Annotated in this window: 9 protein-coding genes and 1 tRNA gene; 5 read left to right on the forward strand and 5 right to left on the reverse strand. The window is 71.3% G+C overall.

What is annotated here, in order from left to right; all coding sequences use genetic code 11:
• Positions 1-31: 31 nt before the first annotated feature.
• Positions 32-1,807 (reverse strand): FAD-dependent monooxygenase, encoded by a 1,776-nt coding sequence (locus tag MQE23_RS08040; RefSeq protein ID WP_243378672.1) that lies wholly within the window; start codon positions 1,805-1,807, stop codon positions 32-34.
• A 155-nt stretch (positions 1,808-1,962) separates the two neighbouring features.
• Here MQE23_RS08040 and MQE23_RS08045 point away from each other — a divergent pair, with 155 nt between their 5' ends.
• The gene (locus MQE23_RS08045; protein ID WP_243378673.1) at positions 1,963-3,783 is read left to right on the forward strand and encodes a helix-turn-helix domain-containing protein; all 1,821 of its coding nucleotides are present in this window, start codon (positions 1,963-1,965) and stop codon (positions 3,781-3,783) included.
• Positions 3,784-3,897: 114 nt separating this feature from the next.
• Here MQE23_RS08045 and MQE23_RS08050 read toward each other — a convergent pair.
• Positions 3,898-3,982: transfer RNA gene (locus MQE23_RS08050), tRNA-Leu, on the reverse strand.
• 142 nt (positions 3,983-4,124) lie between these two features.
• Between MQE23_RS08050 and MQE23_RS08055 the strand changes: the two genes are divergently transcribed.
• Entirely contained in the window at positions 4,125-5,456 is a 1,332-nt protein-coding gene (locus MQE23_RS08055; RefSeq protein WP_243378674.1) for a DUF2254 domain-containing protein, read from the forward strand.
• 61 nt (positions 5,457-5,517) lie between these two features.
• Here the strand turns inward: MQE23_RS08055 and MQE23_RS08060 are convergent, their stop codons facing one another.
• The 3 genes from MQE23_RS08060 to sucC are packed head-to-tail and all read right to left on the reverse strand — an operon-like array spanning position 5,518 to position 9,176.
• A complete protein-coding gene (locus tag MQE23_RS08060) occupies positions 5,518-7,059 on the reverse strand; it encodes an aldehyde dehydrogenase family protein (protein WP_243378675.1) in 1,542 nt (513 codons plus the stop codon).
• Positions 7,060-7,103: 44 nt separating this feature from the next.
• Positions 7,104-8,036, reverse strand: coding sequence for a succinate--CoA ligase subunit alpha (gene sucD, locus MQE23_RS08065; RefSeq protein ID WP_020269460.1), 933 nt, complete (start codon positions 8,034-8,036; stop codon positions 7,104-7,106).
• Between the two features lie 9 nt (positions 8,037-8,045).
• Positions 8,046-9,176 (reverse strand): ADP-forming succinate--CoA ligase subunit beta, encoded by a 1,131-nt coding sequence (sucC, locus tag MQE23_RS08070; RefSeq protein WP_243378676.1) that lies wholly within the window; start codon positions 9,174-9,176, stop codon positions 8,046-8,048.
• A 144-nt stretch (positions 9,177-9,320) separates the two neighbouring features.
• On the opposite strand from sucC, the gene MQE23_RS08075 reads away from it, so the two are divergent.
• Genes MQE23_RS08075 through MQE23_RS08085 form a run of 3 tightly spaced genes read left to right on the forward strand, consistent with a single transcriptional unit; the run spans position 9,321 to position 14,402 of the window.
• The gene (locus MQE23_RS08075) at positions 9,321-11,003 is read left to right on the forward strand and encodes a thiamine pyrophosphate-binding protein (protein ID WP_243378677.1); all 1,683 of its coding nucleotides are present in this window, start codon (positions 9,321-9,323) and stop codon (positions 11,001-11,003) included.
• A gap of 8 nt (positions 11,004-11,011) precedes the next feature.
• Positions 11,012-12,253: a formyl-CoA transferase gene (frc, locus tag MQE23_RS08080; protein ID WP_020270550.1), complete on the forward strand. Its 1,242-nt coding sequence runs from the start codon at positions 11,012-11,014 to the stop codon at positions 12,251-12,253.
• A 4-nt stretch (positions 12,254-12,257) separates the two neighbouring features.
• Entirely contained in the window at positions 12,258-14,402 is a 2,145-nt protein-coding gene (locus MQE23_RS08085) for an acetate--CoA ligase family protein (RefSeq protein ID WP_243378678.1), read from the forward strand.
• The last annotated feature ends 42 nt before the right edge of the window (positions 14,403-14,444 follow it).

The raw sequence follows: 14,444 nt of genomic DNA on the forward strand, positions 1-14,444 counted from the left end.
CGCTGCTGCCCTTGCTTCCATGATTGCTCGCTCAGGCGTGTCCGAGGATCGTCCGCACCGCGTCCGTGAGCAGTTCGCCGGCGTCCGGTGCGGCGGACGCGTGCCGGAAGGCGACGAACCCGTCGGGGCGCACGAGCAGGGCGCCCGCGTCGGAGATCTCGCTCAGGCGCGCCCAGTCGCCGTACGGGTCCTCGTACTCCTGCCCGGGGCCGATCACCACGGTGGCGACCGGGATGTCCTGAGCCGAGGCGGCCCGCACCCAGTCCTCTCCCCCGATGCCGGTGAGCAGGGTGAAGCGGCCCCGGCCGACGGTGTCGAGGGTGGAGAGCGTGCGGGAGCCGGAGGTGATCCAGGCGTGCGGGAGCCGGGCGCCGGGGCGGGAGGACGGCTGGTGGTGCAGCTCGGGGTCGCGGGCGAAGCCCGGGTCGGGCGTGCCGTCCGGGACGATCGCGCCGGAGCTGTAGCGCTGGTTGAGGTCGACGCCGTGCGCGTTGAACTCGTACGCCTTGAAGGCGATCGCCTCGCGCAGCTCGGCGCGCTGTTTCCCGGCGGCCTCGGTGCTGTCCTTGCGGGCGGCGATGTTGGCCCACAGCTGCTCGGGGGTCTGCGGGGAGAGCCCGTCGAGGGCTTCGAAGACCGGGGCGGTCTCTCGGATGGACCGGTTGGCGCGGGTGACGACCTGCCGGCCGATGGGCGCGCGTTCGGCGGTGTAGCTGTCGAGCAGCCTGGGGTGGGCCGTGCCGTCGAGGACGAGCTTGAGCTTCCAGGCCAGGTTGTAGGCGTCCTGGATGGAGGTGTTGGAGCCGAGGCCGTTGGACGGGGGGTGCCGGTGCACGGCGTCGCCGGCGCAGAAGACGCGGCCGTTCGCGTAGCTCTCCGCGTACATCTCGTTGACGGTCCAGGCGGAGGACGACTTGATGGTCACGGGGATGTCGTCGTCGCCGACGAGCCCCCGCACGACGGATTCGGCGTACTCGGTGGTCAGGTCCGGGGCGCCCGCGGTGACGTCGTAGCCCCACACGATCAGCCACTCGGTCCAGGGGCGGACGCAGCGCACCAGGCCCGCGCCGATGCCGCCGACGGTCGCGCCCGGCGCGAGGACCCAGTACAGCGTGGAGGGGCGGTGGGCGGTGTACTGCGTCAGGTCCGCCTCGAAGACGATGTTGATGCTGCCGGCGACGCCCATCTGGCCGCCCATCGGCAGCCCGGCGTCCGCGGCGACCCGGGACCGTCCGCCGTCGGCGCCGATCAGGTACTTGGCACGGATCTCGTAGGTGTCCCCGCGCAGCCGGTCGCGGACGGTGGCCGTGACGCCGTCGGCGTCCTGGGTGTGGGAGAGGTACTCGGTCTCGAAGCGCAGCCGGGTGCCGCGGGCGACGGCCGCGTTCACGAGGACCGGCTCCATGAGGTGCTGCGGCATGTCGCACATGCGGGTGGGGCTGGCGAGTTCGTGTTCCGCCTGCACGAGCGGATCGTTGCCCCAGGAGCGCACCCGCCCCAGTTCCTCGCCCGCCAGGCTGGTGCAGAACGTCGTGTTGCCCATCAGGTGCTGCGGGGTGGCCTGCGCGACGACGTCCTGTTCCACGCCGAGGTCACGCAGTACCTCCATGGTGCGCTGGTTGGTGATGTGCGCGCGGGGCGTGTCGGCGAGGCTCGCGTAGCGGGTCACCACGATGTTGGGCACGCCGTAGGTGCTCAGGGCGAGCGCGGCCGAGGCACCGGCGGGGCCGCTGCCCACGATCAGGACGTCGGTCTCGACGACGGTGGACACGGGGCGCTCCTGCGGGATCACGGGGGGGTCGGACATCGAGCGTCCATGATCATGGAGGGGTTCGGCCGGTCGCGGGTGTCTCATTACGAGACACCCGGCGGGTCGGTGAGGGGGCGCAGGGCACGGCAGTCGCTGCCCGTTTGCGGCCCGTTGTTGCCCGTTCAACCGAACCCGCTACGGTGTTGCATGCCGTGACCACGACCGAGCCTTCTCCCGCAGCCACCGCCCGGCCCTCACTGCGTCTCGCCCGCGAGCGGTTCCTGTCGGGGTGCCCGCTGCCCGGTGGCGTTCCGGAGGAGGTCGTCGCGGCGTGGCGCCGGGCGCGGTTCTTCGGTGTGCCGCACGACTTGAAGGAGCCGGCCGTCGCTCCCTCCCGGCCGGTGGAGTCAGCGCTGCTCGGTGCCGCGCGGCCGGTGCTCGACCGGATCGTGACGGCCCTGGACACGGACCGGTCCCTCCTCGTGCTGACCGACGAGCGGCTGCGCGTGCTGTGGAGCGCGGGGAGCGTACCCGGGCTCGATCCGTGCCCCGTCCTGTCGGAGCAGGAGGTCGGCAACAACAGCGCGGCCCTCGCCCTGCGCACCCGGCGCCGGGCCGAGGTGCACGGGCCCGAGCACTTCCTCGACCGGTGGCAGGACGTGTCCGCGGTGAGCGTCCCGGTGCTCGACCCGGAGGGCGGCCGGGTCGTCGGCACACTGACCGTCGCGTCGCTCATGTCGCGGCCGGGTGTCGCGCGATCGCCCCATCCACAGGCGGCACTCGCCGAGGCCGCAGCCACGGCAGTGGAGACGGAGCTGCGTACTCGGGCGGGGCGGGCCGAGCGGGTGCTGTTGGACGCGTATGTGCGGGCGGCGGGCGGACCGGACCGTGCCGTGGCCGCGCTCGACGGTCGTAACCGCCTGATCAACGACTCCGCACAGCAGTTGCTGACGCCCGAGGTGCTCGGGGCGCTGGAGCGTACGGCGCTGAGCGCACGGCACGCGGATGCCGCGGGTGAGGTCGGACAGTCCGAGGACACGGGCCCGGCCGAGCCGCCCGAAAGGCGCGACCTGCCCGAACGGGCGGAACCGGCCGAGCTGCCGGAGGGCGCCGGATGCGTCGCGCGGATCGACCGCGTACGGCTGGACGGGGTGGTCATCGGGATCGTCGCCGTCCTGGAGCCGCTCGCCGGTCCCGCGCCGTCGATGCCGGTGCCGGTGCCGGCCGTGCCGCGCCCGCCCTGCTCCCTCACCGGCTCGTCGGTCCCCTGGCGGCACTCCGTCGAGCGTGCCGTCGAACTGGCCCGCTCGCCGGAGCCGTTGCTGCTGACCGGTGAACGCGGAACCGGCAAGTCCGCGCTGGCTCTGGACCTGCTCGGCACGGAGGCAGGGGCTGCCGTCGAGATCGCCGACGCGGCGCTGGACGCCGGGCTCGACAGGGCCCTGCCCACCTGGCCGGCCGATCGCCCGCTGCTGCTCCGGCACGCCGAGCGCCTCGCGCAGCCCGGCGTGGCGGCGCTCAACTCCCTGCTCGACACACACCCGGACACCCGGCTGCTGGTCACCTACACGCCCGGCGCGCCGGTCGGCCCCTGCCTGCAGCGCCTGCTGGACAAACTGTCCGCCCGCTCGGTGACCCTGCCCCCGCTGCGGGAGCGTACCGAGGACATACGGGAGCTGCTGCCGGCCCTGGCACCACGGCCGGCCCCCGGGCAACCGCCGCTGACCTGGACACTGGACGCCCTGCGCGCCCTCGAACGGTACCCGTGGCCCGGGAACGTCACCGAGCTGGTCCATGTCGTCCGGGCCCTCGCGGAGGACCGCCGGATGTCGGGGCCGGTCCGCCGGGCGGAGCTGCCGGACGCCGTGCGGGAAGGCCCGGCAGCGCGGCCCCTCAGCCCGATGGAACACGCCGAGCGCGCCGCGATCCTCGAGGCACTGCGCCGCCACGGCGGCAACAAGGCCCGCACGGCGGCCGCGCTGGGGATCGGCCGGGCGACGCTGTACCGCAAACTGCGGGGCTACCGGGTCTGAGGGGCCGCGCCACGCAGCGCCCGCGGAGAGTCGCGGCACCCGTGGAGCACAGAAAAGGTGCCGACCAGAACTGGCCGGCACCTCTCGTGCACCGAAGCCGTGCACCGAAGCAAGTGTCCGAGGGGGGACTTGAACCCCCACGCCCGATAAAGGGCACTAGCACCTCAAGCTAGCGCGTCTGCCATTCCGCCACCCGGACCAGGTGTCTGCCGCCTTGCCAGGGCTCTGCCCCGCGGCGACATGGACAACCATACCAAGGTTTCGCAGTGCCTTTCACCTGCGTTTCCTTCCCCAGGGCGGGGGTCCGGGACCTCGCGCCCCGATGCACCTAGGGTCACACCATGAGTGACTGGATGGTTACGCAGGGGTCTGCTGCGGGGCGTCGTCCCCGTGCGCTGTCGCCGCTCAGGGAGCATCTGCGGGACACGTTCTGGTTCGCCCCCACCACGGCGATGGTGAGCGTCTTCGTGGTCTGGGCCGGGGCCCAGGCGCTGGACACGGCCATCGTCGAAGCGCTCCAGGACGACCGCGACTACGACACGCTCGACGAGCTGCTGCGGTTCGCGGACGACGCGAAGGCCGTGGTGAGCGCGGTCGGCTCGGCGATGATGACCTTCATCGGCGTGGTCTTCAGCATCTCGCTGGTGGCCGTGCAGATGGCGAGCGGGCAGTTCACGCCGCGCGTGGTACGGCTCTTCGTCCGGAGCCGGATCACCAAGGCGACGTTCGCGGTCTTCCTGGCGACCTTCGTGCTGACCCTGCTGGTTCTGACCTCCTTCGACAGTGTCGACGACCCACGTGCCGTCACCACGGTGCCTCTGGTGCAGTCGGTCCTCACTCTCTGCATGGTCGCGCTGAGCCTGCTGCTCTTCGTGCTGTACGTGAACACCACCCTGCGGCTGATGCGGATCAGCCATGTGATCGCGCGGATCGCCACGGAGTCGTTCCGGGTGGCCGCCTCGATGCCCGTGCCGACGGGCGGACCGGACGTCGCCCGCCTCGGTTCCGTGACGGCGTGGGTCCCGCACGAGGGCCGGGCGGGGGTGCTGCGGGACGTGCACATCGCGCGGCTGGTGCGGGTCGCGCGCAAACACGGGGTCGTGCTGCGGCTGATCCCACGGATCGGCGACTTCGTGGTGCCCGGCACCCCTCTGCTGGCGGTCCACAGCGGGCCGGCCCCGGCGCGCCGGGCCCTGCGCTACACGATCTCGGTGGGTGTGGAGCGGACCTATCACCAGGATCTCGGCTTCGGACTGCGCCAGTTGTCCGACATCGCGCTGCGCGCCCTGTCGCCCGCGATCAACGATCCGACGACCGCCGTCCAGGCGCTGGACCGTATCGTCCAGTTCCTGGCCGCGCTCAGCCGGCGACCGCTCGACGCCGCCCTGCACCGGGACCGGGGCGGTGCGGTGCGGCTGGTGCAGCCCGTGCCGGGGTGGACCGAGCTGGTGGATCTCGGGTTCACCGAGGTACGGGGGTGCGCCATCGGGAGCCCGCAGGTTTCGCGGCGCATGCTGGCCGGGCTGGACGATCTGCTCCTGCTCGTGCCGCCGGAACGGCGGGAGCCGCTGCTCCGCCATCGCGAGCTGCTCCGGCAGGCGGTCGACCGGTCCGGGCCGGCCCCCGCGGACCGCGCGTTCGCCCTGCGCCCGGACCGGCAGGGCATCGGCTGACCGGCGTATCGGCGACGTCCGCCGCCGATACGGTCTCCGATACTCGCGCCTTGACCTGCCCTCACGGCAGCAACTGGTACTCCGGGAAGTTGCCCGGCAGCCGCTCCCCCGCCGGTCCCCGTGTCACGGCGCGCACCAGCAGCTCGCCGCCGACGAACGCGCCGTGCCAGGACGCGCCGAGTCCGCCGAACAGCTCGTCACGGTCGCCGCGGGACCGGGGCCGGCCGTGGCCGGTCTTGAACGCGCGGATCTGCGGGGCGAGTCGCTCGTAGGTCGCCCGGTCGTCCGTGGACAGGGTGGCCACCAGCGCGCCGTTCGAGGCGTTCATCGCGGCCAGCAGCTCCGCCTCCGTGTCGACCAGGACGATCGTGTCGACCGGGCCGAACGGCTCCGCGTGGTGCAGCGGAGAGGACGGGGGCGGGTTGAGGAGCGTGACCGGCTGGACGTAGGCCGAGGTGTCCTGGCCGGGCAGGAAACGTGCGTCGGACGGACTGCCGCGGTGCAGCGGTACCGCGCCGCGCTCGATCGCCTCGGCGACCTGGTCCTGGAGTTCCTTCGCCTTGGCCGCGTTGATGACCGGCCCGATGTCCAGCTCGGGGTACGGGTCGTCCGGCCGCTCCACGGCGAGCGGGTGTCCGACCCTGAGCGTGCGGACCGCCGGGAGGTACGCCGCCAGGAACGCGTCGAACAGGTGCCGCTGGACGACGAAGCGCGGGTACGCCGTGCAGCGCTGCTTGCCGTAGTCGAAGAGCTTGGGGATGACCGCCGTGAGCGCGTTCCAGTCCGAGTAGTTCCAGATGCCCCAGGTGTTGAGTCCCTCCTGTTCGAGTACGTGTCGTTTGCCGAGGTCGGCGACGGCGGTGGCCACCGACGCGCCGGTGTCGCGGCCGCCGACGAAGGAGACGCAGCCGATCTCGGGCGCCCGCACCAGCGCCTGGGACAGCTCACCTCCGCTGCCGCTGACGAGGGTCACGGGGATCCCCTCACGAGCGGCGAGGGCGCAGGCCAGGGTCAGGCAGGCGACACCGCCGTCGGTCGGGGTCTTGGCGATGACCGCGTTGCCTGCCAGTGCCTGCACCAGCACTGCGTGAACGAGCACGCTCATCGGGTAGTTCCAGCTGGCGATGTTGGACACCGGACCGTCCAGCGGAGCCCGGCCGGCGACCATCTCCTCGATGCCGTCGACGTACCAGCGGACCCCGTCGATGGCGCGGTCGACGTCCGCCAGGGCGAGCCGCCAGGGCTTGCCGATCTCCCAGACCAGCAGGAGGGCGAGCAGTCGGCGGTGTTCGGCGAGGGCGTCCAAGGTGGCCGCGACGCGGGCCCGGCGCTCCGGCAGGGGGACGTGACGCCAGGCGCGGTGCTGGTCGAGCGCGGCGCGCACGGCCTGGCGGGCGGTGGCCCCGTCCAGGCGCGGCGGGCCGGTGATCGGGCTGCCGTCGACGGGGCTGACGGCGGGCAGGACCCGGCCGTCCGCCTGCCAGGCGGCGCTCCATAGGTTGAGGACCCGCTCGTCGCGGAAGGCCTCGGGCGCGGCGGCGAGGCAGCGCTGCCACGCTTCGGGCCAGCTCGTGCCGGATTTGAGGGTGAGGGTGGGTGCCATCGGGCTGCTCCGCTCTCGGTGCACGGTCGGGGGCGGGACCTGGCTCACTGCCGTTGTTCTCCGAGACACGCTTCGAGGCGTGCGAGCACGAGGTTCGCGGTCTCGGTCGGGGTGCTGCCCACGCTCACTCCGGCCGCCTCCAGCGCCTCCTTCTTCGCCTGCGCCGTGCCGGAGGAGCCGGAGACGATGGCGCCCGCGTGCCCCATGGTCTTGCCCTCGGGTGCGGTGAACCCGGCGATGTAGCCGACGACCGGCTTGGTGACGTGTTCGCGGACGTACGCCGCCGCCCGTTCCTCCGCGTCACCGCCGATCTCGCCGATGAGGACGATGAGGTCGGTGTCGGGGTCGTCCTGGAAGGCGGCGAGGCAGTCGATGTGGGTGGTGCCGACGACCGGGTCGCCGCCGATGCCGACACACGTCGAGAAGCCGACGTCGCGGAGCTCGTACATGAGCTGGTAGGTCAGCGTGCCCGACTTGGAGACCAGGCCGATGCGGCCCGGTTTCGTGATGTCGGCCGGGATGATGCCCGCGTTGGACTGGCCGGGGGTGATGAGGCCCGGGCAGTTGGGCCCGACGACCCGTGTGCCCTTCTCCGTCGCGTACGTGGTGAAGGCGACGGAGTCGTGGACGGGGATGCCCTCGGTGATGACGACCGCGAGGCCGATGCCGGCGTCTGCGGCTTCGAGGACGGCCGCCTTGGCGAAGGCGGGCGGCACGAAGACGACGGTGACGTCCGCCCCGGTCGCGCGCATCCCGTCGGCGACGGTGCCGAAGACGGGGACGGCCGTGGGGGCACCTCCCAGGCCCTCAAGGCACTCGGGGACGTCGAAGTCGACGGTGTGGCCCGCCTTCCGCGGGTTGACGCCGCCGACGACGTTCGTGCCGGCCGCCAGCATGCGCCGGGTGTGCTTCATGCCCTCGCTGCCGGTCATGCCCTGGACGAGGACCTTGCTCTCCTTGGTGAGGTAGATGGCCATGACGTCCCCTCAGGCTGTGGTGGCGAGTTCGGCGGCACGGCGGGCGGCGCCGTCCATGGTGGTGACCTGCTGGACCAGCGGATGCGCGTGCTCGTCGAGGATGGCCCGGCCCCGGGGCGCGTTGTTGCCGTCGAGGCGCACCACGAGGGGCTTGGTGAGGCGGACGGTGTCCAGGGCCTGGACGATGCCGTCGGCGACGGCGTCGCACGCGGTGATGCCGCCGAAGACGTTGACGAAGACGGACTTCACGGCCGGGTCGGAGAGGATGACCGACAGTCCGTCGGCCATGATCCGGGCGCTCGCTCCGCCGCCGATGTCGAGGAAGTTGGCGGGACGCGCGCCGCAGCCCGCGACCACGTCCAGGGTCGACATGACGAGTCCGGCGCCGTTGCCGATGATGCCGACCTCGCCGTCGAGCTTGACGTAGTTGAGGCCCTTGGCGGCAGCCGCCGCTTCCAGCGCGTCGTCGTGCTCGGTGTCGTCCGCGCCCCAGCGTGCTTGCCGGAAGCGGGCGTTGTCGTCGAGGGTGACCTTGCCGTCGAGGGCGAGGATCTGTCCTTGCCTGGTGCGGACGAGTGGATTCACCTCGACGAGGAGGGCGTCCTCGCGTACCAGGACCTCCCAGAGCCGTACGAGGACGTCGACGGTCTGCGGCGGCAGCCCGGCCGCCTCGGCGATCTCGCCCGCCTTCGCGGAGGTGACGCCCTCGGCGGGGTCGACGGGGACGCGGGCCACGGCGCCGGGGCGGGTGGCGGCGACCTCCTCGATCTCCATGCCGCCTTCGGCCGAGGCGATCGCGAGGAAGCGGCCCGCCGCGCGGTCGAGTACATAGGACACATAGAACTCGGTCTCGATGTCGACGGGCTGGGCCAGCATCACCTTGCCGACGCGGTGCCCCTTGATGTCCATGCCGAGGATCTGACGGGCGGTGAGCTCGGCGGCGGCCGGGTCGGCGGCGAGCTTCACCCCGCCTGCCTTGCCGCGGCCACCGGTCTTCACCTGGGCCTTCACCACGACACGGCCACCGAGCCGGCGTGCGATCTCTCGGGCCTCCTTGGGTGAGTCCGTCACCTCGGCCCGCGGCACCAAGATGCCGTGTTCTTCGAAGATTTCCCTTGCCTGGTGTTCGTACAGGTCCATTTTCGGCTCCTGACTGAAAGTGCCGCACGCCCCCTGGACACCACCCCATCGGATGCGGGATAACAAGCTTCATACAGTATTCGTCGACTGTATGCAATGTACCGCGAGACGTTCCAACCCCCTACGAAGGGACAGGACTTCGCCATGCCCGACGACACCCAGGACGTGATCTCCGGTGGTCATCTCGTAGCCAAGGCGCTGAAGGCCGAGGGGGTCGAGCGCATCTACACACTGTGCGGCGGCCACATCATCGACATCTACGACGGCTGCGTCGACGAGGGCATCGAAGTCGTCGACGTACGCCACGAACAGGTCGCCGCCCACGCCGCCGACGGTTACGCACGCATCACCGGCAAGCCCGGCTGTGCCGTGGTCACCGCCGGTCCGGGGACGACCGACGCCGTCACCGGCGTCGCCAACGCCTTCCGTGCGGAGTCCCCGATGCTGCTGATCGGCGGTCAGGGCGCCCTCACCCAGCACAAGATGGGGTCCCTCCAGGACCTGCCGCACGTCGACATGATGACGCCGATCACCAAGTTCGCGGCGGCCGTGCCGGACACGGCCCGGGCGGCGGACATGGTGTCCATGGCGTTCCGCGAGTGCTTCCACGGCGCGCCCGGCCCCTCCTTCCTGGAGATCCCGCGCGACGTGCTGGACGCCAAGGTGCCCGCGTCCAAGGCCCGGGTACCGCAGCCCGGCGCCTACCGGGCCTCGACCCGCTCGGCCGGCGACCCCGAGGCGATCGAGAGGCTCGCCGACCTGCTCGTGCACGCCGAGAAACCGGCCATCCTGCTCGGCAGCCAGGTGTGGACGACCCGGGGCACCGCATCGGCCATCGAGCTGGTGCGCACGCTGAACATCCCGGCGTACATGAACGGCGCCGGCCGTGGCACCCTCCCGCCCGGCGACCCGCACCACTTCCAGCTGTCGCGCCGGTACGCCTTCTCCAACGCCGACGTCATCGTCATCGTCGGCACGCCCTTCGACTTCCGCATGGGCTACGGCAAACGGCTGTCACCGGACGCGACCGTCGTGCAGATCGACCTCGACTACCGCACGGTCGGCAAGAACCGCGACATCGACCTCGGCATCGTGGGCGACGCCGGACTGGTGCTGAAGTCGGTCACCGAGGCCGCCTCCGGACGCGTCAACGGCGGGGCCTCCAGGCGCAAGGAGTGGCTGGACGAGCTGCGTGCGGCCGAACAGACCGCTCTGGAGAAGCGGCTGCCGAACCTGAAGTCGGACGCCTCGCCCATCCACCCGTACCGGCTGGTCAGCGAGATCAACGACTTCCTCACCGAGGACTCGATCTACATCGGCGACGGCGGCGACATCGTCACCTTCTCCGGGCAGGTCGTGCAGCCGAAGTCGCCCGGGCACTGGATGGACCCGGGGCCCCTGGGCACGCTCGGCGTCGGCGTCCCCTTCGTGCTCGCGGCCAAGCAGGCGCGGCCCGACAAGGAGGTCGTGGCGCTCTTCGGTGATGGCGCGTTCTCCCTCACCGGCTGGGACTTCGAGACTCTGGTCCGCTACGACCTCCCCTTCGTCGGCATCGTCGGCAACAACTCCTCCATGAACCAGATCCGCTACGGCCAGGCCGCCAAGTACGGCAAGGACCGCGAGCGGATCGGCAACACCCTCGGCGACGTCCACTACGACAAGTTCGCCCAGATGCTGGGCGGTTACGGCGAGGAGGTCCGCGACCCCGCCGACATCGGCCCGGCCCTCAGGCGCGCCCGCGAGTCCGGCAAGCCGTCCCTGATCAACGTCTGGGTCGACCCCGACGCGTACGCCCCCGGAACCATGAACCAGACCATGTACAAGTGAGGTGCCCGATGACCGCTCCGTCCACCAAGGCACTCGAAGGCATCCGCGTCCTGGACATGACTCACGTCCAGTCCGGGCCGTCCGCGACCCAGCTGCTCGCCTGGCTCGGCGCGGACGTCGTCAAGCTGGAGGCGCCGACCGGCGACATCACGCGCAAGCAGTTGCGTGATCTGCCGGACGTCGACTCCCTCTACTTCACGATGCTCAACTGCAACAAGCGGAGCATCACCCTCAACACCAAGACCGAGCGCGGCAAGGAGATCCTCACCGAGCTGATCCGGCGCTCCGACGTCATGGTCGAGAACTTCGGCCCGGGCGCGGTCGACCGGATGGGCTTCACCTGGGACCGCATCCAGGAGATCAATCCACGGATCGTCTATGCCTCCATCAAGGGGTTCGGCGAGGGCCCGTACACCAACTTCAAGGCGTACGAGGTCGTCGCGCAGGCCATGGGCGGGTCGATGTCGACCACCGGTTTCGAGGACGGGCCGCCGCTGGCGACGGGGGCCCAGATCGGGGACTCGGGGACGGGTGTGCACGCCGTGGCGGGCATCCTCGCCGCGCTCTACCAACGGGAGCGCACCGGGCGCGGGCAGCGGGTCAACGTGGCCATGCAGCACGCCGTACTGAACCTGTGCCGGGTGAAGCTGCGGGACCAGCAACGCCTGGCACACGGGCCGCTCGCTGAATATCCCAACGAGGACTTCGGCGACGAGGTTCCCAGGTCCGGAAACGCGTCCGGCGGCGGCCAGCCCGGCTGGGCGGTCAAGTGCGCGCCGGGCGGCCCGAACGACTACGTGTACGTCATCGTGCAGCCCGTGGGCTGGCAGCCGATCAGTGAACTCATCGGCCGGCCCGAGCTGGCCGGCGACCCCGAGTGGGCGACGCCCGAGGCACGGCTGCCCAAGCTCAACAAGATGTTCCAGCTGATCGAGGAGTGGTCCTCGACGCTGCCCAAGTGGGAGGTGCTGGAACGGCTCAACGCGCACAACATCCCGTGCGGGCCGATCCTGTCCACCAGGGAGATCATCGAGGACCGCTCGCTGGCCGCCAACGAGATGGTCGTCACCGTCCCGCACCCCGAGCGCGGCGAGTTCGTCACCGTCGGCAGCCCGCTCAAGCTGTCCGACTCCCCCGTCGAGGTGACCAGCTCACCGCTCCTCGGCGAGCACAACGAAGAGGTCTACGTCGGCGAACTCGGCCTCGGCGACGAGGAAGTGCGCCTGCTCAAGTCGAACGGAGTGATCTGACGTGATGGCCGAAGACCGGGTCCTGCGAGTGCGGGGCGTCCTGGACTCCGTGCGGGCCGAGGGGCGGACCGCGCTGACCGCGCCCGAGGGCAAGGTGATCGCCGACGCGTACGGGATCGCCGTACCGGGCGAGGAACTGGCGACCGACGTGGACGAGGCCGTGGCGTTCGCGGCGCGCTTCGGCGGGCCCGTCGTGATGAAGATCGTCTCGCCGGACATCCTGCACAAGACCGACGCCGGCGGGGTGATCGTCGGGGTCGAGGGCGCGGCGGACGTACGGGCCGCGTTCCACACCATCATCGACAACGCCCGTGCGTACGACCCGAAGGCCCGCATCTCGGGTGTGCAGGTGCAGGAGCTGCTGCCCCAGGGGCAGGAGGTCATCGTCGGCGCGGTCACGGACCCGACGTTCGGGAAGGTGGTGGCGTTCGGGCTCGGCGGGGTGCTCGTCGAGGTCCTGAAGGACGTGACGTTCCGGCTCGCGCCGGTGGACGCCGACGAGGCGCTGTCGATGCTGGACTCGATCCGGTCGGCGGAGATCCTGCGCGGGGTGCGCGGCCAGGCGGGCGTGGACCGGTGGGCCGTCGCCGAGCAGATCCGCCGGGTGTCGGAACTCGTGGCGGACTTCCCGGAGATCGCGGAGGTCGACCTCAACCCGGTGATCGCCACCGCGGAGGGGGCGGTGGCGGCCGACATCCGGATCATCCTCGCCGAGTCGCAGCCCGCCCCGCGCCGGAAGTACTCGAGGGACGAGATCCTCACGTCGATGCGCCGGCTGATGCAGCCGGGTTCGGTCGCCGTGATCGGCGCCTCCAACGAGCAGGGCAAGATCGGCAATTCCGTGATGCGCAACCTCGTCGACGGGGGCTTCGCGGGCGACATCCACCCGGTGAACCCCAAGGCCGATGACATTCTGGGCCGCAAGGCGTACAAGAGTGTCACCGACGTTCCCGGTGAGGTGGATGTGGCGGTCTTCGCGATCCCCGCCAAGTTCGTGGCCTCGGCCTTGGAGGAGGTGGGACGCAAGGGCATCCCGAACGCCGTACTGATTCCCTCCGGGTTCGCGGAGACCGGTGAACACGAACTCCAGGCGGAGATCGTGGCGATCGCCGAGCGGTACGGAGTGCGGCTGCTGGGGCCGAACATCTACGGCTACTACTCGACCTGGCACGACCTGTGCGCCACGTTCTGCACGCCGTACGACGTCAAGGGCGGGGTGGCGCTGACCTCGCAGTCGGGCGGCATCGGGATGGCCATCCTGGGCTTCGCGCGCACCACCAAGACCGGCGTGTCGGCGATCGTCGGACTCGGCAACAAGTCGGACCTGGACGAGGACGACCTGCTGACCTGGTTCGGGGAGGACCCGCACACCGAGTGCATAGCGATGCACCTGGAGGACCTCAAGGACGGGCGCGCCTTCGTGGAGGCCGCGCGGGCGACCGTGCCGAAGAAGCCCGTGGTGGTGCTGAAGGCGGGCCGTACGGCGGCGGGCGCGAAGGCGGCCGGTTCGCACACCGGGGCCCTCGCGGGCGACGACGCCGTGTACGACGACATCCTGCGGCAGGCCGGGGTGATCCGGGCGCCGGGGCTGAACGACATGCTGGAGTACGCGCGCGCGTTGCCGGTGCTGCCCGCACCCGAGGGCGACAACGTCGTGATCATCACGGGTGCCGGCGGCAGCGGCGTGCTGCTCTCGGACGCGGTGACCGACAACGGCCTGTCGCTGATGGAGATCCCGCCCGACCTGGACGAGGCGTTCCGGAAGTTCATCCCGCCCTTCGGGGCCGCGGGCAACCCGGTGGACATCACCGGGGGCGAGCCGCCGTCGACGTACGAGGCGACGATCCGGCTCGGTCTCGAGGATCCGCGCATCCACGCGCTCGTCCTCGGCTACTGGCACACCATCGTCACTCCTCCCATGGTCTTCGCGGAGCTCACCGCGCGCGTGGTGGCCGAGTTCCGGGAGCGGGGGATCGAGAAGCCGGTCGTGGCGTCGCTCGCCGGGGACGTGGAGGTCGAGGAGGCCTGCCAGTACCTCTTCGAGCGCGGGGTCGTCGCGTACCCGTACACGACCGAGAAGCCGGTGGCCGTGCTCGGGGCGAAGTACCGCTGGGCGCGGGAGGCGGGGCGGCTGGGGGGCGGTACATGAGGTGAGGGAGCGGGGGCCGGCCGACGGTGCGCGTCGGCCGGC

This window comes from Streptomyces sp. HP-A2021, assembly GCF_022807935.1.
GTDB classification, from domain to species: domain Bacteria; phylum Actinomycetota; class Actinomycetes; order Streptomycetales; family Streptomycetaceae; genus Streptomyces; species Streptomyces afghaniensis.